We start from the raw sequence: 19,778 nt of genomic DNA on the forward strand, positions 1-19,778 counted from the left end.
GATGCCCACCGACCTCGAGGGCCGGCTCACCACGCGACTGCCGCTCCCGGAGGACGTCGCGCCCGTCGCCGCGCTGCTGACCGCCGCGGCGCGCCGCATCGATCCGGAGGCCGGCGCGGACGCCGCCCAGGACGAGGCAGCGCTGCGATCGCGGATGGTGGGGCTGAAGTCCTGGTCGCGCCGCCAGGTGGTCGTGGTGCCGGTCGCCGACGACGGCACCGCCTCCCTCACCGCGCCGCCGCTGGCCTGGATCTCCCTCGAGGATCGCGCGAGCGGACGCACGAACGTCGCTTTCGTGATCGCCGAGGACGTGCCCGCGCGGGACGCCCTGGCCTCCGCGCTGCTGGACTGGGCCGTCGAGGTCGGCGGCTCCTTCGCGCGTGCCCGCGGCGTCGAGGCCTCGAAGCTCACGACCGATGCGAACGAGCTCGACGAGGACCGGCAGCGGCTGCTCGCCGTCGCCGGCTACGAGATGGTCCGCACCTGGCTGCACATGCGCCGGCCCGTGACGCCCGACGAGGCGACCGCCCTGCCCGCACCGCGCGAGGGGACGCGCGTGCGACGGGTGCACCGCCACAGCTCAGGGCTGCCCGTCGCACAGGACGTCCGCACCGTGCACCGGATGCTCGAGGAGTCCTTCGCCGACCACTTCAACTCCTACCGGGAGTCCTTCGCCGAGTTCGTCCAGCGCCTCATCGAGAACCCGGACCGGGCGGACTGGGACCACTGGTGGATCGCCGAGATCGAGCGCGACGGGCGATGGCTCCCGGCGGGCGGCCTCGTCGCCGCGCCGATCCGGGCCACCGCGACCCGCGGCGAGGGCACCTACCTCGAATACCTGGGCGTGCATCGCAGCGCTCGCGGCCACGGCATCGCGAAGTCCCTGCTGCGCGCCGCCCTGCGCGACGCCGCCGAGCGGGGGCGCGGCTTCGTGGACCTCGAGGTCGACGACGACTCCCCCACCGGCGCCGACGGCATCTACGCCTCGATGGGCTGGGAGACCTACGAGCGCACCCGCTCCTGGCACTCCACCGCGCCCTCGCACCCCTCGCGGCTGCTCGAACCGCCGTCGGCCTGAGAAGGACCCGATGCTCCTGTTGAGCGCCTGCATACATCAGACGGATGCTGACGCTCACTGGAAGAGATCGATGACGAGCTGGGCACCTATGTCCACCGAACGCAGAGAGTCCGACCCTGTTCTTTTCGAGGCATGCCTCGGGAACGAGATCGGACTCTCTGCGGGCCCCGCCGCCGAGGCGGGCCGGGAGCCTGCGTCAGGGACGCGGGCTCACTCCCACTCGATGGTGCCCGGGGGCTTCGAGGTGATGTCGAGGGTGACGCGGTTGATCTCGCTGACCTCGTTGGTGATGCGGGTCGAGATGCGCGAGAGCACGTCGTAGGGGACCTTCGCCCAGTCCGCGGTCATGGCGTCGTCGCTGGTGACGGGGCGCAGCACGACCGGGTGGCCGTAGGTGCGGCCGTCGCCCTGGACACCCACGGAGCGGACGTCGGCGAGGAGCACGACGGGGCACTGCCAGATGTCGCGATCCAGGCCGGCGGCGGTGAGCTCGGCACGGGCGATCGCGTCGGCCGCGCGGAGGATGTCCAGGCGCTCCTTGGTGACCTCGCCGATGATGCGGATGCCGAGGCCGGGGCCGGGGAAGGGCTGGCGCCAGACGATCTCGTCGGGCAGGCCCAGCTCGGAGCCGACGGCGCGGACCTCGTCCTTGAACAGGGCGCGCAGCGGCTCGACGAGCTCGAAGGAGAGGTCCTCCGGCAGGCCGCCCACATTGTGGTGGCTCTTGATGTTGGCCGCGCCCTCGCCGCCGCCGGACTCGACGACGTCGGGGTACAGGGTGCCCTGGACCAGGAAGGTCTTCGTCTCGCCCGCGGTGTGCGCGTCGCCCTCCGCGCCCTCGATGACGCCCTGCTCGCGGAGGATGTCCGCCTGCGCCTGCTCGAAGGAGCGGATGAACTCGCGGCCGATGATCTTGCGCTTGGTCTCAGGGTCGGTGACGCCCGCGAGCGCGCTGAGGAACTGCTCCTCGGCGTCGACCATGACGAGCTTCGCGCCGCCGGTGGACTCGCCGAAGGCCTTCTCGATCTGCGCCGACTCATCCTGGCGCATGAGCCCGTGGTCGACGTAGACGCAGGTGAGGCGATCGCCGATGGCGCGCTGCACGAGGGCCGCGGCGACCGCGGAGTCCACGCCGCCGGAGAGGCCGCAGATCGCGGTGCCCTCGCCGACCTGCGCGCGGATCCGCTCGAGCTGCTCCTCGATGACGTTGCCGGTCGTCCAGGTGGGCTCGATGCCGGCGCCGCGGTAGAGGAAGTTCTCGAGGACCTCCTGGCCGCGGTCGGAGTGGCCGACCTCGGGGTGCCACTGGACGCCGAAGAGGCACTTCTCGGTGTTCTCGAAGGCGGCGACGGGGCTGCCGGCGGAGGTCGCGAGGACGCGGAAGCCCTCGGGCGCCTCGGAGACGGAGTCGCCGTGGCTCATCCACACGTTCTGGTCGAGGTCCTGCGCGTTCAGCAGCGAGGAGTCGCCCTCGAGCGCGTCGAGACGGGTCGCGCCGTACTCGCGCACGCCGGTCGCGGCGACGGTCCCGCCGAGGGCCGCGGCCATCGACTGGAAGCCGTAGCAGAGGCCGAGCACGGGGACGCCCGCCTCGAGCAGCGCCCGGTCCAGGCGCGGGGCGCCCGGCTCGTAGACGGAGCTCGGGCCTCCGGAGAGGATGATCGCCCGCGGCTCCTTGGCGAGGATCTCCGCGGCCGGCATGGTGTGCGGCACGACCTCGGAGTACACGCGGGCCTCGCGCACGCGGCGGGCGATGAGCTGGGCGTACTGGGCGCCGAAGTCGACGACGAGGACGGGGCGCTGATCGGTATCGGTCACCCCGCGAGTGTACGGGGCCGACGCCTCCGGGCGGGACCCCGTGCGCCTTCCGGACGCGCCGCGTTCGTCACGCTCCGCCGTCGGCCCCGCGCCCGGCCGACGGCCGCGAGCCCGCCCGGCAGGTCAGGCGCCCGACCGCAGGGGGCAGGCGCAGGCCCGCGCCGTCAGGCGCCGGCGCGCTCGGCGTCCTGGATCGTCGGACGCGTGCGCAGGTCGTCGTCGACGCGGCCGTGGGTCCAGCGCTCGCCGATGAAGGAGAGGACGGGGACGACGCCGAAGAGCATCAGCAGCAGCATGCGCGGCAGCTTCCACCGCATCTTGAGCCACAGGTCGAAGCCGAGGATCACGTAGATCATGTAGATCAGGCCGTGGATCGGGGACCAGATCGAGGAGACGTGCTCCCACGTCCCCTGCGTCGGCGTGCCCGAGAAGACGATGTAGCGCATCACCATGATCACGCACAGCACGAGCAGCGCGATGCCCTCGACGATCGACGCGACGCGGAAGCGGGCGAACGAGGTGCGGGCCTGGATCTCATCGAGCGGCCGGGGTGCCGGCATCGGCGTCCTCCTGTGAACGGGCGGCGCCCTCGGCGCCGGGAAGGGGACCGGCGCCCGGGGCGCCGGCGGGGAAGTCGACGCCCGCGGCGCCGAGGTCTGCAGGGTCCGACGGAGCGTCGGGGTCCGACGCCGCCGCGTCGCCGGACGGGACGGCGAGGGCCGCCTCGAGCTCCTCGCGCCGGGCGGCGGCCTCGTCGAGGTATGCCGTGCGCACGGAGCGGTACCAGAGGTAGAGGAAGAAGACGCCGAAGAGGATCCACTGCGCCGCATAGCCGAGGTTCTGGAGGTTCAGTCCGCGCGAGAACGAGGACTCCGCCGCCGGCATCGGCTGCAGGCCCTCGGCCGCGGAGGTCTGCCCGACGTAGCCCGAGTACATCGGGCTCCCCCACACGTTGACCAGCTGCGGGGTCGCGATCTCGGGAGCGAGTCCGTCCTCGATGCCGGCGCTGGCGGCCTCGCTCGCCTCGAGGAGCCCGACGACCGTGACCTCGCCCGCGGGCGCGGCCGGGACCAGCGAGCGGTCGATGCCGCCGTCGGCCCCTGTGACGTCCTCGCGCGCGATCCAGCCGCGGGCGACGGGCAGGCGGACCTCGGTGCCGTCCTCCAGGGTCACGTGGAGCGCGGTCACGACGATCACGGCGTCCCTGCCGTCGATGCTGCGGTCCGCGACGAGCACCTGCTCGTCGGCGGCGAAGGAGCCGGTGACGGTGACGGTGAGCCCGTCGAGGTCGTTGGTGACGGCGCCGCCGGTCTCGAGGACGTCGGTCAGCTCGGTCGCGTCCTCCTGGCTGAGGGCGCTCTTGGCGGCCTCGGAGAGCATGCTGCGATGGGCGCGATCCCACTGCCAGGAGGCGAGGAGCCCGCACACCAGCGTCGCCGCGATCATGAGGGCCAGCAGCCCGAGATAGCGGGGACGGAGAGCGACGCGCAGCATGGGCCCATGGTAGGAGGGGCTCCTGAGGAAGGGCTCCGACGGGTGCCCTGCCTCACGTTCGCGACCGTCGGACGGGCCCCACCACAGATCCGGCCCCGTCGATCGGGACTCCTTCCCTTTCCGCGGCCGCGCTCCGTTGCCTAAGGTGGAGAGCGTGTCGCAGAGCGTGTACGTCGCCAGCCCTGAGGGGATGACCGGGAAGTCCATCGTGGCTTTCGGACTGCTGGAGGCACTGGCCTCCAGCTCGGACCGCGTCGGGGTGTTCCGACCGGTCGTGAAGTCCGCCAGCACGAGGGACTCGTCCGTCGATCTCCTCCTCGCCCACCCCGCCGTCGATCAGGCCTACGAGGACGCGATCGGCGTGGACTACCAGCTGATGCTGTCGGACCCGGAGTCCGCGCACGAGCAGATCCTCCGCAAGCACCAGGAGCTCGCCCAGCGCTATTCGGTGCTCGTCGTGATCGGCTCCGACTACGACGACCTGGCCAACCCCACCGAGCTGTCGTTCAACGCCGAGGTCGCCGCGAACCTGTCGGCGCCCGTCGTGGTCGTCGTCTCCGGGTTCGGGCGCACGCCCGAGCAGATCGGGTCCCTCGCCGCCGTCGCCGTCGGCGAGTTCGTCGGCCATCACGCGACCCCGATCGCCGTGATCGTGAACCGGGCGGCCCCGGATCAGCTCGGGACGGTGCGCGAGGCGGTGCGCGCGAAGGTCCCCTCGGCGCTGGTCTCCGCGATCCCCGAGAACCCCGTGATCATGGCGCCGACGGTCGCCGAGCTGCTGCGGGCCGTGGACGGCACGCTCCTGATGGGCAGCGAGGAGTGGCTCGAGCGCGTGGCGCTCGGCACCGTGGTCGCGGCCATGACCCTCCCCAGCGTCCTCCAGCATCTGACGGAGAACGCCACGGTCGTCGCCCCCGGCGACCGCTACGACCTGATCCCGGGCCTGGTCATGGCGCAGCAGTCGGGCACCTTCCCGACCCTGTCCTCGATCATCCTCACCGGCGGCTACGAGATCCCCGAGTCCGTCGCGCTGCTGATCGAGGGCGTCCAGCAGGACCTCCCGATCATCGCCACGGACATGTCGACCTTCGACACCGCGGTGCATGTGGACCGCACGCGCGGGCGCCTGAACGCCCACAGCCCGCAGAAGCTCGATGCCGCCCGGCGCGCCCTCGCCGAGCACCTGCCGACCGATGCGGTGATCGAGGCCCTCGAGCTGTCCCGCAGCGAGGTCGTCACCCCGCTCATGTTCGAGTTCGAGCTGCTGGCCCGCGCCCGCGGCGAGAAGAAGCGGATCGTCCTGCCCGAGGGCGACGAGCCGCGCATCCTCGCCGCGGCCGACACGCTCCTCGCGCGCGGCGTGGCGGACCTGATCCTGCTGGGCGACGAGAACGCGATCCGTGCGAAGGCGTCCCAGCTGGGCCACAACATCACCGAGGCCCGCATCGTCTCCCCGCACGATCCCGAGCTGGTCGAGCGGTACGCGGAGGAGTACGCGCGGCTGCGGGCGAAGAAGGGCATCACCCTCGAGCAGGCGCGCGAGAAGGTCCAGGACGTCTCCTACTTCGGCACCATGATGGTGCAGATGGGCGAGGCCGACGGCATGGTCTCCGGCGCCGTCCATTCGACCGCCCACACCATCCGCCCGAGCTTCGAGATCATCAAGACCAAGCCCGACGCGAAGATCGTCTCCTCGGTGTTCCTCATGGCCCTGCAGGATCGCGTCCTCGTGTACGGCGACTGCGCGGTGAACCCGGATCCCACGGCCGAGCAGCTCGCCGACATCGCCGTCCAGTCTGCGCAGACCGCCCGCCAGTTCGGCGTGGACCCGCGGGTCGCGATGCTCTCCTACTCGACCGGCACCTCCGGCACCGGGGCCGACGTCGACAAGGTCCGCGAGGCCACGGCGACGGTGCGCGCGCAGCGTCCCGATCTCGACGTCGAGGGCCCCATCCAGTACGACGCCGCGGTCGACGTCTCGGTCGCGAAGACCAAGCTGCCCGAGTCCTCGGTCGCCGGTCGCGCGACCGTGTTCGTCTTCCCGGATCTGAACACGGGCAACAACACCTACAAGGCGGTCCAGCGCTCCGCCGGCGCGATCGCCATCGGCCCGGTCCTGCAGGGCCTGAACAAGCCGGTCAACGACCTCTCCCGCGGCGCCCTCGTCGACGACATCATCAACACCGTCGTCATCACCGCCATCCAGGCCCAGGCCGAGGACGACGCCGCCGCCCCCGCCATCGACACGAAGGATCACGCATGAGCCCGCAGACCTCCGGCCTCTCCGACTCCGCCGAGCTCGGCGCCGTCGCCCCCTCCGGCGCCGAGACCGTGCTGGTGGTCAACTCCGGCTCCTCCTCGCTGAAGTTCCAGCTGGTGGACCCGCTGACCCCGCATGTGTACGCCTCCGGCATCGTCGAGCGGATCGGCCTGGACTCCGGCGACGCCCGGATCGAGGCCGGCGGCGCCCGCGCCCCCTATCGCGGCGAGGTCCGCGACCATGTGCAGGCGATGGCGATCGTCTCGGACCTGTTCGACCAGGTCGGCCTGTCCCTCGCGGACGCGAACGTCGTGGCGGTGGGCCACCGCGTCGTCCAGGGCGGCGCCCGCTTCTCGCAGCCCCACCGGATCGACTCGTGGGTGCGCGACCAGATCTCGGATCTCAGCTCGCTGGCCCCGCTGCACAACCCGCCGGCCGTGAACGGCATCGACGCCGCCCGCGAGCTGCTCCCGGACATCCCCCACGTGGCCGTGTTCGACACCGCCTTCTTCGTGGACCTGCCCGAGCGATCGAAGAACTACGCGCTGAACAAGGGCGTGGCGAGCGAGTACCGGATCCGCCGCTACGGCGCCCACGGCACGAGCCACCAGTACGTCTCCGAGCAGGTCTCCGCGACCCTCGCGGCCGAGGGCCGGGACGTCTCCGACCTCAAGCAGATCGTGCTGCACCTGGGCAACGGCGCCTCCGCCTCGGCGGTCCGCGGCGGAGCCCCGATCGACACCTCCATGGGCCTGACCCCGCTCGAGGGCCTGGTCATGGGCACCCGCACGGGCGACATCGATCCCGCGGTCTACGCGCACCTGCATCGCAGCGCCGGGATGACCGTCGACGCGATCGACGCGCTGCTGAACAAGCAGTCGGGCATGAAGGGCCTGTGCGGGATGAGCGACTTCCGCGACATCACCGCGGCGATCGAGCAGGGCCACGAGGACGCGAAGGTCGCCATGGAGATCTACCTCCATCGCCTGCGCAAGTACGTCGGCTCCTACGCCTTCGCGCTCGGCGGCCTCGACGTCATCGCCTTCACGGCGGGCATCGGCGAGAACGTCCCCGAGGTGCGCGGCGGCGCGCTCGAGGGCCTCGAGTCCTTCGGCATCGAGATCGACGCCGAGGCCAACGCCCGACGCGAGAAGGGCATCCGCACGATCTCCACGGAGTCCTCGCGCGTGCGCGTGCTCATCGTCCCCACGGACGAGGAGCTCGCGATCGCCCGCCAGGCCCTCGAGGTCGCCCGCGGCTGACCCTCCTCGGCCGCCTTCGGGCGGCCCCACCGCATGACGGATCCCGCGCAGGCACGGTCGCCTGCGCGGGATCCGTCATGTCCGGGCCCTGTCATGCCGGGCCCTGCTGCGCCGGGCCCTGTCGTGCCGGGCCCGACGGGTCAGGCCGGCTCGAGCGCCGTGAACAGCTCGCCGGCCAGCACGTAGCCGGCGCGCGCCTCCTCCAGGTACTCCTCCTGGACCTGCGCGTCGACGATCCGGTCGAGGCGCTCGCGGTAGTCGTCCTTGACGCGCTTGGGGGCGTCGATCTCCGAGAAGTCCCACATGGTCAGCCGCTCGCACGGGATGCCGTAGTGCCGGGCGACGAGCGCGCCGATCGCCTGGCCGCCGGAGAGGTCCCCGAGGTAGCGCAGGTAGTGGTGCGCGAGGAGCGCCGGGGTGGAGGCGGCCTCGATGCGCTCGACATAGCGGACGGTCGCCGGGAGCGGTGCGGTGAGGTCGACGCCGTCGACCTCGGGATGCTCGCTGCCGAAGCGCGCGTGCAGATCGGCGCGGATCGCGGCGGCGCGCGAGAGGCGCTCGTCGTGGAACGAGCCGACGAGCGGGTCCTGCGCGGCGACGCGGGCCGTCGCCGTCTCGAGCGCCTCGTAGAGCGGCAGGTACTGGCCGAGCAGCCGCCAGTAGTCGAGCTCGGTCAGGCCGCCTCCCATGAGCGCGGAGATGAAGCCCTTGCCCTCGGCGGAGGAGTGCTCCGAGCGGGTCTCCTCCCGGAGGCGCTGCGAGAAGGGAGCGGGGGCGTCGGCGGGGTGGATGTCGCCGCGGAGATCGGCTGGTCCGGCATGCAGCCGATGACCGACGAGGCGATCATCGACGCCGATCCCGACCTGCTGCTGATGATGACCAAGGCCTCGAGTCCTGCGGAGGCGTCGACGGCCTGCTCGACTCGAAGCCGGCGATCGCCCTGACCACCGCCGGGCAGCGGCGCCGCATCGTCGACATGGCCGATACCGACATCCTCAGCTTCGGCCCCACGACCGCCGGAGTCCTGCAGGCCCTCGCCATCGCGATCTACGCTCCGACGCCCGCCGCCGACGGAGCCGCCGCATGAGCGCGCCCCTGCGCCTCGACACCCCGTCCGACATCGGCGCCCCCGGGCTGCTGACCGGCGCGACGCCGACGGCCGCGACGCCGGGCACGACGCCGACGGCAACGATGCCGACGCCTGCGATGCCGACGGACGCGGAGCGGCCCGTCGGCGACCGTCGGGCTCGGCGCGCGCCGTGGCTGCTGCTCGGCATCGCGATCGCGCTCGTCCTCGGCGTCGTCTGGGTCGCCGCGAGCGGCCAGTACCCGATCTCGCCCGGCCAGGTGCTCGCCGGGATCGGGCGCGCGATCGTCGGCACCGCCGCCGACGACGACGCCACCCGGATGGCCGACGCGACCCTGTGGACCGTGCGCTTCCCGCGCGCGGTGATCGCGCTGCTGGTCGGCGCGGCGCTCGCCGTCGGCGGGGCGCTCATGCAGGGCGTCTTCGGGAATCCGCTGGCCGAGCCCGGCGTCGTCGGGGTCTCCTCGGGCGCGGCGGCCGCGGCCTGCGTGGTGATCGTGCTGGGGCTGAACGTACTGGGACCGTGGACGCTCGTCGTCGGCGCCTTCTTCGGCGGCCTCGCCGCCACCGCCGTCGTCTACGGGACCGCCCGGCAGGGCGGACGCACCGAGGTCGTCACCCTCGTGCTCACCGGCATCGCCGTGAACGCCGTCGGCGGCGCGATCATCGCGCTGATGACCTTCCTCGGGGACAACGCCTCCCGCGAGGAGATCATCTTCTGGCAGCTCGGCAGCCTCAACGGCAGCCGCTGGGTGCATGTCGCGGTGATCGAGCCCGTCGTCGTCCTGGGCCTGGCCGCGATCGGTCCGGTCGCGCGGCCGCTGGACCTCCTCGCCCTCGGGGAGAAACCCGCGCGCCACCTCGGCGTCGACGTCGAGTCGCCTACGCGGACCTTCCCATCGGACTGCTGACCTCACTCGTCGGCGGCCCCTTCTTCTTCTACCTCATCCGTCGCACGCGCCGCGGTTCGGGAGGCTGGTCATGAGCCCCGACGTGCTGCTGCGCTGCCGCGACGTCCGCGTCGTCCTCGGCGGCCGGCCAATCCTCTCCAGCGTCGATGTGGACCTCCGCCGCGGCGAGGTCACCGTGCTGGTCGGCCCCAACGGCGCCGGCAAGTCCACCCTCTTCTCGGTGCTCGCCGGGGATCTGCTCCCGGCCGCCGGGACCGTGTGGACCGGCACCGCCGAGGAGGAGCGCGACGCGGAGGTCGTCGAGCTCGCCCTGGCCGCGAGCGAGACCCGCGCCCTCGCCGAGCAGCAGGTGCCCGTCCTCTCCGGCGGCGAGCGCGCCCGCGTCGCCTTCGCCCGGGCCCTCGCCCAGGAGACCGGGATCCTGCTGCTCGACGAGCCGACCGCGGCGCTCGACATCCGTCATCAGGAGCGGGTCTTCGCGGTCGTCGCCGAGCGCGCCGCCGCGGGAGCCGCCGTGCTGGTGATCCTCCACGACCTCTCGCTCGCCGCCGCGTACGCGGACCGGATCCTGCTGCTGCACGACGGGCGGATCCGGGCCGACGGCGCCCCGTCGGACGTCCTCGACGCGGCTCTGCTGAGCGAGGTCTACGACCATCCGGTCACCGTGACCGTCGTCCCCGGGACCGACGACCTGCTGGTGGTCCCCCGGCGCGGCCCCGCCGCCGCCCCGTCCCGCCCCCGTGCCCCGCAGGAGGGCCTCGCATGATCCCGCTCCCCTCCCCCGTCCCGTCGGCGCCTGGAACCGCTGCCGTGCAGGACCCCGTCGACGCGATGCGGGGGTCCGCCGGTCCGCTCCGTCGGGACCTGCTGGCCCTGCTCGCCGGGATCCTCGTCGCCGGCACCGCGACCGTCGACGCCCGCGCCCTGCTGCGCAACCGGATCGACGTCTCCACCAGCTCCTTCAGCGTCGACGAGCGCACCGGGACCGTGCAGGCGGAGTCGACGACCCGCTTCGCCGCGGCCTGGACGCAGCTGCTGGTCGCCGCCGCGATCATCGCGATCGCCGTCGTGCTCGGGGTGCGGCTCGGCCGTCGCGGCGGCGACGCGGCCCCGGCTTCTGCCGACGGGGCGATCGACGAGGCGGCCGACGACAGGGCCTCGGTTCAGGAGGAGAGCCGCTCCAGCAGCCCCGCCCGCACCTCGGGCCATTCGGAGGCGAGCACCGAGAAGTAGTCGATGTCGGCGATCGACCCGTCGGCCGCCCGTCGGAACGCCCGCAGCGTCCCCTCGAAGCGGGCGCCCAGCCGCTCGATCGCCGCCCGCGAACGGGCGTTGCGATGGTCGCAGCGCAGGGCGACGCGGCCGACGCCGAGACGTTCCACGGCATGCTCGAGCAGCAGCAGCTTCGCGGCCGGGTTCACCCGGGTCCCCCAGACATCGCGCGCATAGACGGTGCTGCCGATCTCGACCCGCAGGCCCGGCACCAGGTCGTAGAGCGTCGTGCGTCCGACGAAGCGACCGTCGAGCTCCACGGCGAACGCGAGCGCGGCCGCGCCCTCCGTGAGGGACCGCAGGTGCCGGTCCATCTCCTCATCGGTCTCGGGCAGCGGGCTGGACATCCCGGACCACGACTCCCGGTCGACGAGGGCGCGCAGGGGCGCGGCGTCGTCCTCGGGGCGCAGGGGCCGGAGGACGACGTCCTCCCAGGAGAGGACGAGGTCATGCTGCATGCGGGCTCCTTCTCGGACGGGTCGGTCGTCCACAGTAGACCTTCGCGGCTCCGAGCCGACGGGCCATCCCGCTACGCTGGGCCACCACGGCCGTCCCCGCCGGTCCCGCATCCCGCCCCCGGTCCCTGCCCTGCAGGGAACCGCCAAGACGACACCCGGAGCACCGCATGAGCTACCCCGGATACTCCTCCGCCCCGAACTACGGCTACGCCCCGCCCCGGAGGAAGCGCGGCATGAAGCGCATCGTCTTCGGGATCCTGGGCATCCTCGCCAACACCGTGGGCCTGTTCCTGATGCCCGTGATCGGCGGATTCATCGGGATCATCATGGCGGCCGTGGGCTTGCTCGATCTGCAGCCCCTGTCCCCCGACGGCGGCACCTTCGAGACCAGCACGACGAACCTCGTGACCGTCTGGGTCCCGGCCGACGAGGCGCCCAACGCGTCCTGCGCGTTCGAGGGCGGCGACCTGGAGGTCACGCCCAGCTACGACCCGGAGATCAGCATCGGGGAGCTCGACGGCGTCGAGTACGTCGAGATCTACACGGTGCAGTCGTTCGGCGATGCGACCGTCACCATGACCTGCACGGACACCAGCGCGGCCGCCTACTCGACGATGGGCATGCTGCCCACCTTCATCCTCGCCGGAGTCGGCGCCGCCATCGCCATCGGCCTGGGGATCATCGCCCTGATCATGCTGATCTGGGGCATCGTCGCGCGCATCCGCTCCTGAACGCGGCGCGCGGTTCCGGCCGCGCCCCGGGACCCGGCCGCGCCCCGGGCGCCGGCCAGGCCCCGGGTAGAGCGCCCCGTCAGGCGCGGGTCCCGCGCCGGAGGATCTCGAGGGCCTCGCCCATCCCGTCCTCGTAGGCGCGCTGCCAGCGCTCGTCGTCCGACGCCCAGGCGTCGTCCCATCCGATCTCGAGGGCCTTCGCGGCCTGTCGTCGGGCCCTGGCGTCCAGCGCGGTCACCGGTCCGATCGGGATCCGCAGCGCCGGGCCCTTGGTGCCGTGCGCGAGCTCCTCGGCGAGGGCGGCGGCGCCCTGCGGATCCTGTCCGGGGGCTCGCGCAATCGGGGCCGTGATGAGCAGGTACGAGCCTCCGGTCAGGAGGAACAGAGCGCCGATGAGGCTCAGCATGCCCGTGCGCGGCCACAGCAGCGAGGGCAGCAGATGATCGAGCAGATCGATCCGCAGCGCCCAGTGGAAGGTCGGCGCGAGCACCCACAGCGCGACCAGGATCGATGCCCCGAGCAGCAACAGCGTCACGGCGGCGCGCCGCGCCCCGGACCTGCCGGAGCCGCCGTACCCGTCCGTCGGCCCGTGACCGCGGCTCATGCGTTCCCCTCCTCCTCGTCGTCGGCCCGATCGGAACCGGCCGAGGCATCATCGGCACCCCGGGTGCTCGACGCCGCGCTCGAGGTGTAGAGGACGGTCGGGGTGTACACCGACCCGATGCCGTCGGACGTCTCGAGATCGGCGGCGGCGTGCTCGTCGGCCGCCTGCTCGTCAACCACCTGCTCGCCGGCCGCCTGCTCGTCGCCCTGCGCGGCCGGGACGGCCGGGACAACGGTCTCGACGCCGTCGACCGTGCCGCCGTCGCCCGCGTCATCGCCGAGAGCGTCATCGTCGAGCGCGTCATCGCCGTCGAGCGCACCGGCGGGCAGCGAGTCGGCGGAGACCGTCGTCGCGAGGTCTGATGCCGGGTCGATCCGGGTCGGGTACAGGGGCGTGGAGTGGACGGGCGTCGGGGGCTGAGCCGCGGAGAGGTCCGGGACCGCTCGGGACGGCGTCGGCAGAGACGGCGCGCTCGGGTCTGCCGTGTCCTGGTCCGAGGCCGCATCCGGTGCCCGCAGCGGTGCGGCGAGGCCGAGGAAGGCGGCGACCTGGGCGGACCGCCCCGGCTCCGGCGACGGCGCGGGCTCCGCACCCCGCGACGGCTCCATCGACGGCTCCATCGACGGCTCAGGCGCCGTGCGGCGAGACGGTCGCGGATCGGCATCGCGGACCCCGCCCGTCGGCGTTCCGACGGTGCGACCGGTGTCCAGCGCATCGATCAGGTCGAGCAGGACCCGGGCGCCGCCGGGGCTGTCGTAGTCGGAATGCCAGCGCATGCGGCGGGCCTTCGCGAGGCGGGCGAGCTGGCGCGGGGTGCGCTCGATATGCCCGGTCAGGGACTGGTCGTCGCCGATGATCCGGCCGTCGTCGAGGTGGCGGACCTCGTCGGCCGCGGCGACGGCGGCGTGCCGGTAGGAGATCGCCGCATCCTCGATGCGCAGGTGCCGCAGGGCGCTCCACCAGGGGAGGACCACCAGCAGCACGATCGTCAGCACGACGAGGACGGCGGGAAGCCGTTCCCCGATCGCATAGCCGAAGGAGGGCGACAGGCCTGCCTCCGCCGCGCCCCGGTTGATCAGGACGATGAGACGGTAGAAGGCGAGGTCGGCGACCGACCTGCTGTAGACGAGCCCCGGCAGGGGCAGGAACCACAGCGCCAGCGACACGACTGCGAACATCGTGCCGACGACGGCCTTCGTCCGGGGCGTGATCCCGCGAGCGGGCACGCGCCCGGCGGCCCCCGTGCTCGGCGTCGGCATCCTCTCCACTCCCCCATGCCCCGATGGTCGCCCGCGGGGTTCGGGCTCCGGCGTCCGGGCGTCAGTGCGTGGTGACGACCTCGACGCGCTGGAACTCCTTCAGATCGGTGTAGCCGGTGGTCGCCATCGCGTGGCGCAGGGCGCCCACCAGGTTCGTCGTCCCGTCGGCCGCGATCGAGGGGCCGAAGAGGATCTGCTCGAGGGACCCCGCCGTGCCGACCTGCACGCGGTGGCCGCGGGTGAGGGTCGGATGGTGGGCCTCGCTGCCCCAGTGGTGGCCGCGTCCCGGAGCCTCCTCGGCGCGGGCGAGGGCCGCCCCGACCATGAGGCCGTCGGCGCCGCAGGCGATCGCCTTGACGAGGTCTCCCGAGCGGCCGAGGCCGCCGTCGGCGATGACGTGGACGTAGCGGCCGCCGGACTCGTCCATGTAGTCGCGGCGCGCGGCGGCGACGTCGGCCACGGCGCTCGCGAGCGGGACGGAGATGCCGAGGGTCTCGCGGGTGGTCTGCGAGGCGCCGCCGCCGAAACCGACGAGCACGCCGGCCGCGCCCGTCCGCATCAGGTGCAGGGCCGCGGTGTAGGTCGCGCAGCCGCCGACGATGACGGGCACGTCGAGCTCGTAGATGAACCGCTTGAGATTCAGCGGCTCGCGGTTGGAGGAGACGTGCTCGGCGGAGACCGTGGTGCCGCGGATGAAGAAGAGGTCCACGCCGGCGTCGACGACGGTCTTCCAGTGCTCCTGGGTGCGCTGCGGGGACAGGGAGCCGGCGGCGGTCACACCCGCGTCGCGCAGCTGCTGGATGCGGTCGCGGATCAGCTCGGCCTTGACGGGCTCGTCGTAGGCCTCGCGCATGACGGCGACGACGTCCGCGTCGGCGGCGGAGGCGATGCGCTCGTACTGCGCCGTCGGATCCTCGTACCGCGTCCACAGGCCCTCGAGGTCGAGCACGCCGAGGCCGCCGTGCTCGCCGAGCTGGATCGCGATCTCGGGCGACATGATCGAGTCCATGGGCGCGGCGAAGATCGGGATGTCGAAGCGGTAGGCGTCCACCTGCCAGGACGTGGAGACGTCCTCGGGGTCGCGCGTGCGGCGGGAGGGCACCACCGCCACGTCGTCGAAGCTGTAGCTGCGGCGCCCGCGCTTGTTCCGGCCGATCTCGATCTCGCTCATCACGCCGGGCAGTCTACCGGCGCGGCAGCTCCGGCGAGGTCGACGGCCCGGACTGCGGCGGGGCGTGGGAGCCCGTCGCGCCTTCCGACCCGGAGACCGCTGCGCGCAGGAGGCCCGCGATCGCGAGCACGATCCCGACGACCGACAGAGCGAGCACGAGGATCGTCACGGCCCATTCGCCGGTGTAGAGCACGGAGAAGTCGATGGCGTACCAGATCCGCCGGGTCAGCCACGAGTTCATCCCCAGCAGGATCGTCTGCGAGAGGAGCCGGACGACGACGGACGCGAGCACGAGAGTCCCGCCCGCCCGCGCGATGCGCGACCGGGAGCCGAGCAGGAAGGCCGCACCGATCGCCCCGGCGAGCACGGTGATCAGGAGGGCCGTCACGACCGCGCCGACGGCGAGCGGTCCGAGCAGCTGCACGCCGGACCATTGCACCGCCCACCAGCTGAAGCGCGATGCGACGACCTGGATGAGCGAATGCAGGTTCGCGATCAGCAGGATCGCGGCGCCGAGGAGCCCCAGCGCCGCGAAGGGTCGCGGGCCGACGGCCGGGATGCGCCGCCGCACGGAGAGGAGGAGCATCGTGCCGGCGATCAGCGCGGGGACCATGCCGGCGAGGATCGTCGCGCTCGGGGAGAGCCGGGCAATCGTCAGCGAGAGGTCTGAGTAGATCACGCGGTTCCACTGCAGCAGCGTCAGAAGCCCCAGATGGAGCACCGTCGGCAGCGCGACCGCGAGGATCGCGAGCACGCCCGCCGCCGCCGACAGCCCCCGGCGGCGCGCGATGCACAGCGCCCCGCCGACCAGGACGACCCCGCTGATGACCGCCCAGAACAGCGTCTGGACGGCGTTGAGGGCGACGCCGAAGACGAACTCGGGCCACTCGGGACGGGGCCACACGGAGAAGAGGAGATCGTTCGCGGTGAACGGGAGACCCAGGAGCATCTGCAGGAGGTCCGCGGCGGCGATCAGTCCGAGCAGGAGCGCCGCCGCCCCCGTGATCAGAGGAAGGGATCGACCGGCGGTCGGGGCGTCGTCGGCGGTCGTGACGTCAGCGGAGGCCATGGCATCGTCGGCGGTCATGGCGATGACCGTATCCGATCGGCGAGCGGCCCGGCCAGCGCAGTCCGGTCAGAGTGTCGGACCAGAGATGTCTGGCCAGAGGTGTCGGGCCAGGGGTGTCGGGCCAGAGGTGTCGGGCGAGGGGCGTCCGGCCAGATCGCTCCGATCAGAGCGGCCAGGTCAGGGAGACGTCGGGCGTGCGGCCCTTCTTGCGCAGGAACTCGTTGAAGTTCTCCGCCCAGGCGCGATGCCAGGCGATCTGCTCGCGGTGCAGGTCCTCGAGAGAGGACGCTCCCACCTGCGGGAACGCCGTGACGATCGCGCGCAGCACGTCGAGGGTGCTGGAGACGTCGACGTCGGCGGTGTGCAGACGGCCGTCCTGCTGGATGTCGTAGTGCTCGAGCAGGTCCACGAGCCTCCGCTTCCCCTTGCGGTAGCGGTCCACCCCGCGGTCGATGACCAGCGGGTCGATCACCGGGACGATGTCGTGGCCGAGCCGGTCGGCGACCGTGGGCAGGCCCAGGCGGCGCAGCTCGTTCTCGATGATCTGGAGGTCGTAGGCGGCGTTGAACGCGACCACCGGGACGTCCTTCGCGAGGGCGTCGGTCAGGAGCGCGGCGACCTCGTCGAGCGCGGTCGCCGGGTCCATGCCGTGCGCGGCGGCGTGCTCGGTGCTGATGCCGTGCACCGACTGCGCCTGCTCGGGGATCGGGACTCCGGGATCGATCAGCCAGGTCGCGACCGTCTCCCCCGCGCGGCCCGGCGCGACCGAATGCACGAGCGCGACGGTGACGATGCGGTCGGTGGAGGTGTCGGTGCCGGTGGTCTCGGTGTCGAAGCCCAGGAGGGGCCGGTCGATCCAGCGGCCGGATGCGGAGGTCTGACTCATGGACCCACCCTAGAGGCCCGCCCCGACGCCGGACGCCCGGGCGGGGCCGACGGTGGACGACGGCCGCCTGGGGAGGAGCACTCCACGGAAGGGGACCTCTGCGCAGGAGAGGACCGCTGCGCGGGCCCGCCGCTGGACGGCCGCCCTCCCGGGCGGGATGATCGAGGCCCCGATCCCAGGAGCGCCCCATGCCCGCACCCCTGCCGTACCTGCTGCTGCCCGGCACCGCCCGCGAGGCCCTCGAGGCCTATCAGCGGATCTTCGGCGGCGAGCTCACCCTGCACACCTACGAGCAGTTCGAGCGCACCGACGGCCCCGCCACGGCGATCGCCCACGGCCTGCTGGAGGGGCCGGTCGACCTGTGCGCCGCGGACGCCGCCGAGGGCGAGGACGCTCTGCAGGTCGAGGGCCTCCTGCTGGCGCTGCTCGGCCGCCGGGACCCTGCGGTCCTGCGCAGCTGGTTCGTCGCGCTGTCCGAGGGCGGTGAGGTGCTCGATCCCCTGCAACGGCGCGCCTGGGGCGCCTCCGACGGCCAGGTCCGCGACCGCTTCGGGGTGCGGTGGCTCGTCGGCTTCGAGCACGGCGTCGACCCCGACGGCGCTGCGCGCACCGACTGACCTCCGGCCCGCCGGTGCTCGACCCTCGATCGACCGGGCGCTGGAGCACCGACGGACGCGGCCCCCGCCGACGCCGTGCGTCGACAGGGGCCGCGGGGCCGAGGGACCGCCGGAGGGGCGGTCCGCCCTAAGAGGGGTGCGATCAGCGGGCCGAGTAGTTCGGGGCCTCCATGATCGCGGCCATGTCGTGCGGGTGGGATTCCTTGAGGCCCGCCGCGGTGATGCGCACGAACTGGCCCTTCTGCTTGAGCTCGGGCACGGTGTTCGCGCCGACGTAGAACATCGACTGGTGCAGGCCGCCGACGAGCTGGTGCACGACGGTGGAGAGCCCGCCCTTGTAGGCGACGCGGCCCTCGATGCCCTCGGGCACGATCTTGTCGTCGCTGGGGACGTCGGCCTGGAAGTAGCGGTCCTTGGAGAAGGACTTCTTGCCGCGCGAGGACATGGCGCCCAGCGAGCCCATGCCGCGGTAGGCCTTGAACTGCTTGCCGCCGACGAGGACGACCTCGCCCGGGGACTCCTCGGTGCCGGCCAGCAGGGAGCCGACCATGACGGTGTCGGCCCCGGCGACGAGCGCCTTGGCGATGTCGCCGGAGTACTGCAGGCCGCCGTCGCCGATCAGCGGGACGCCCGCGGGGCCGCAGGCCTTGGAGGCCTCGTGGATGGCGGTGACCTGCGGGACGCCGACGCCGGCGACCACGCGGGTGGTGCAGATCGAGCCCGGGCCCACGCCGACCTTGACGGCGTCGGCCCCCGCGTCCACGAGCGCCTGCGCGCCCGGACGGGTGGCGACGTTGCCGCCGATGACCTGGACGTCGGCGAAGTACGGATCCGACTTGATGCGGCGGATCATCTCGAGCGCGAGACGGGCATGGCCGTTGGCGGTGTCGACGACGAGCACGTCCACGCCCGCGTCGCGCAGTGCGCCCGCGCGCTCGATCGAGTCGCCGAAGAAGCCGACGCCGGCGCCGACCAGCAGACGGCCCTGGCCGTCCTTGGAGGCGTCGGGGAACTGCTCGGACTTCACGAAGTCCTTGACGGTGATGAGACCGGTCAGGCGGCCCTCGGCGTCGACCAGCGGAAGGCGCTCGCGCTTGTTCTTGCGCAGCAGCGCGGTGGCCTGCTCGGGGCTGACGTCCTCCGGAGCGGTGAACAGCTCGGTGGTCATGACGTCGCCGACCTTGGTGGTCGCCCACTCGGCGACGGGGATGAAGCGCAGGTCGCGGTTGGTGCAGATGCCCAGCAGGCGGGCGTCGGCGCCGACCACGGGCAGGCCCGAGACGCGGTACTGCCCGCACACGGCGTCGAAGTCCTCGAGGGTCGCGTCCGGCCCGATCGTGACCGGGTTGGTGATGCGACCGGTCTGGGTGCGCTTGACGAGGTCGACCTGGTGGGCCTGGTCCTCGATGGAGAGGTTGCGGTGGAGGATGCCGATGCCGCCGTGGCGCGCCATGGCGATCGCCATGCGGGACTCGGTGACCGTGTCCATGGCCGCGGACGCCAGCGGCGTGCGCAGCGTGATCTCGCGGGTGAGGCGACTGCTGGTGTCCGCCTCGGAGGGGATCACGTCCGTCTCCCCGGGGAGGAGGAGGACGTCGTCGTAGGTGAGTCCGATGAAACCGAAGGGATCCGCGCTCGTCATGGATCGATGGTAGCCGCGCTCGCGGGCCGGGGGCAGTCCCGACCACCGCAGCGCGCCCTCCTCGACATCCCTGTGACCAGCATCGACGTCGATCGTGGGCGGGATCACGCCTGCCGGGACGACGTCGGGCGCCGCCGACGGGCCGACGTCCGCCGGCCG

19 protein-coding genes and 1 pseudogene are annotated in these 19,778 nt (G+C 72.7%); 9 read left to right on the forward strand and 11 right to left on the reverse strand.

All coding sequences use genetic code 11. The features are described from left to right. Nucleotide 1: 1 nt before the first annotated feature. Nucleotides 2–1,078, forward strand: coding sequence for a GNAT family N-acetyltransferase (locus ACXET9_RS02260; protein WP_457884467.1), 1,077 nt, complete (start codon nucleotides 2–4; stop codon nucleotides 1,076–1,078). Nucleotides 1,079–1,288: 210 nt separating this feature from the next. Here the strand turns inward: ACXET9_RS02260 and guaA are convergent, their stop codons facing one another. The 3 genes from guaA to ACXET9_RS02275 form a co-directional block, all read right to left on the reverse strand. Next, nucleotides 1,289–2,896, reverse strand: a complete 1,608-nt coding sequence (guaA, locus tag ACXET9_RS02265; protein ID WP_457884469.1) for a glutamine-hydrolyzing GMP synthase — start codon at nucleotides 2,894–2,896, stop codon at nucleotides 1,289–1,291. A 164-nt stretch (nucleotides 2,897–3,060) separates the two neighbouring features. Next, nucleotides 3,061–3,456 carry a DUF3817 domain-containing protein gene (locus tag ACXET9_RS02270; protein ID WP_457884471.1) on the reverse strand — a complete coding sequence of 132 codons (396 nt, stop codon included), beginning with the start codon at nucleotides 3,454–3,456 and terminating at the stop codon, nucleotides 3,061–3,063. Continuing rightward, the gene (locus ACXET9_RS02275; protein ID WP_457884472.1) at nucleotides 3,431–4,390 is read right to left on the reverse strand and encodes an SURF1 family protein; all 960 of its coding nucleotides are present in this window, start codon (nucleotides 4,388–4,390) and stop codon (nucleotides 3,431–3,433) included. The genes ACXET9_RS02270 and ACXET9_RS02275 overlap by 26 nt, the downstream gene beginning before the upstream one ends. A gap of 154 nt (nucleotides 4,391–4,544) precedes the next feature. Here ACXET9_RS02275 and pta point away from each other — a divergent pair, with 154 nt between their 5' ends. Continuing rightward, on the forward strand, nucleotides 4,545–6,653 hold the full coding sequence (gene pta / locus ACXET9_RS02280; protein ID WP_457884474.1) for a phosphate acetyltransferase: 2,109 nt from the start codon (nucleotides 4,545–4,547) through the stop codon (nucleotides 6,651–6,653). Then, a complete protein-coding gene (locus ACXET9_RS02285) occupies nucleotides 6,650–7,912 on the forward strand; it encodes an acetate kinase (protein WP_457884475.1) in 1,263 nt (420 codons plus the stop codon). Before pta ends, ACXET9_RS02285 begins: the two co-directional genes overlap by 4 nt. Nucleotides 7,913–8,052: 140 nt before the next feature. Here the strand turns inward: ACXET9_RS02285 and ACXET9_RS02290 are convergent, their stop codons facing one another. Continuing rightward, the gene (locus ACXET9_RS02290) at nucleotides 8,053–8,736 is read right to left on the reverse strand and encodes a biliverdin-producing heme oxygenase (protein WP_457884976.1); all 684 of its coding nucleotides are present in this window, start codon (nucleotides 8,734–8,736) and stop codon (nucleotides 8,053–8,055) included. On the opposite strand from ACXET9_RS02290, the gene ACXET9_RS02295 reads away from it, so the two are divergent. The 4 genes and pseudogenes from ACXET9_RS02295 to ACXET9_RS02310 all read left to right on the forward strand — a co-directional run bounded on the left by ACXET9_RS02295 (nucleotide 8,638) and on the right by ACXET9_RS02310 (nucleotide 11,143). After that, a complete protein-coding gene (locus tag ACXET9_RS02295) occupies nucleotides 8,638–8,856 on the forward strand; it encodes a hypothetical protein (protein WP_457884477.1) in 219 nt (72 codons plus the stop codon). The two genes, ACXET9_RS02290 and ACXET9_RS02295, sit on opposite strands and share 99 nt — an antisense overlap. A 262-nt stretch (nucleotides 8,857–9,118) precedes the next feature. Next, nucleotides 9,119–9,984: pseudogene (locus ACXET9_RS02300) on the forward strand (FecCD family ABC transporter permease). Continuing rightward, complete coding sequence (locus ACXET9_RS02305; RefSeq protein ID WP_457884479.1) at nucleotides 9,981–10,676, forward strand: ATP-binding cassette domain-containing protein; 696 nt, start codon at nucleotides 9,981–9,983, stop codon at nucleotides 10,674–10,676. Before ACXET9_RS02300 ends, ACXET9_RS02305 begins: the two are co-directional and overlap by 4 nt. After that, nucleotides 10,673–11,143: a hypothetical protein gene (locus ACXET9_RS02310; RefSeq protein WP_457884480.1), complete on the forward strand. Its 471-nt coding sequence runs from the start codon at nucleotides 10,673–10,675 to the stop codon at nucleotides 11,141–11,143. The genes ACXET9_RS02305 and ACXET9_RS02310 overlap by 4 nt, the downstream gene beginning before the upstream one ends. Here the strand turns inward: ACXET9_RS02310 and ACXET9_RS02315 are convergent. After that, nucleotides 11,074–11,640: a GNAT family N-acetyltransferase gene (locus ACXET9_RS02315; RefSeq protein WP_457884482.1), complete on the reverse strand. Its 567-nt coding sequence runs from the start codon at nucleotides 11,638–11,640 to the stop codon at nucleotides 11,074–11,076. The genes ACXET9_RS02310 and ACXET9_RS02315 overlap by 70 nt on opposite strands. A gap of 167 nt (nucleotides 11,641–11,807) precedes the next feature. Between ACXET9_RS02315 and ACXET9_RS02320 the strand changes: the two genes are divergently transcribed. Next, complete coding sequence (locus ACXET9_RS02320; RefSeq protein WP_457884484.1) at nucleotides 11,808–12,371, forward strand: hypothetical protein; 564 nt, start codon at nucleotides 11,808–11,810, stop codon at nucleotides 12,369–12,371. Between the two features lie 79 nt (nucleotides 12,372–12,450). On the opposite strand, the gene ACXET9_RS02325 is transcribed toward ACXET9_RS02320, so the two are convergent. The 5 genes from ACXET9_RS02325 to ACXET9_RS02345 form a co-directional block, all read right to left on the reverse strand. After that, nucleotides 12,451–12,975 carry a hypothetical protein gene (locus ACXET9_RS02325; RefSeq protein WP_457884486.1) on the reverse strand — a complete coding sequence of 175 codons (525 nt, stop codon included), beginning with the start codon at nucleotides 12,973–12,975 and terminating at the stop codon, nucleotides 12,451–12,453. Beyond that, nucleotides 12,972–14,234 (reverse strand): hypothetical protein, encoded by a 1,263-nt coding sequence (locus tag ACXET9_RS02330; protein WP_457884488.1) that lies wholly within the window; start codon nucleotides 14,232–14,234, stop codon nucleotides 12,972–12,974. The genes ACXET9_RS02325 and ACXET9_RS02330 overlap by 4 nt, the downstream gene beginning before the upstream one ends. A gap of 61 nt (nucleotides 14,235–14,295) precedes the next feature. Then, complete coding sequence (locus ACXET9_RS02335) at nucleotides 14,296–15,405, reverse strand: GuaB3 family IMP dehydrogenase-related protein (protein ID WP_457884490.1); 1,110 nt, start codon at nucleotides 15,403–15,405, stop codon at nucleotides 14,296–14,298. Nucleotides 15,406–15,418: 13 nt separating this feature from the next. Beyond that, nucleotides 15,419–16,492, reverse strand: a complete 1,074-nt coding sequence (locus ACXET9_RS02340; RefSeq protein WP_457884491.1) for a hypothetical protein — start codon at nucleotides 16,490–16,492, stop codon at nucleotides 15,419–15,421. Between the two features lie 145 nt (nucleotides 16,493–16,637). After that, complete coding sequence (locus ACXET9_RS02345; RefSeq protein ID WP_457884492.1) at nucleotides 16,638–17,360, reverse strand: exonuclease domain-containing protein; 723 nt, start codon at nucleotides 17,358–17,360, stop codon at nucleotides 16,638–16,640. 188 nt (nucleotides 17,361–17,548) lie between these two features. Here ACXET9_RS02345 and ACXET9_RS02350 point away from each other — a divergent pair, with 188 nt between their 5' ends. Then, nucleotides 17,549–17,977 carry a VOC family protein gene (locus tag ACXET9_RS02350; RefSeq protein WP_457884494.1) on the forward strand — a complete coding sequence of 143 codons (429 nt, stop codon included), beginning with the start codon at nucleotides 17,549–17,551 and terminating at the stop codon, nucleotides 17,975–17,977. A 142-nt stretch (nucleotides 17,978–18,119) separates the two neighbouring features. Here the strand turns inward: ACXET9_RS02350 and guaB are convergent, their stop codons facing one another. Continuing rightward, a complete protein-coding gene (guaB, locus tag ACXET9_RS02355) occupies nucleotides 18,120–19,619 on the reverse strand; it encodes an IMP dehydrogenase (protein WP_457884496.1) in 1,500 nt (499 codons plus the stop codon). Nucleotides 19,620–19,778: the final 159 nt, after the last annotated feature.

The organism is Brachybacterium netajii (SeqCode) (assembly GCF_054114245.1).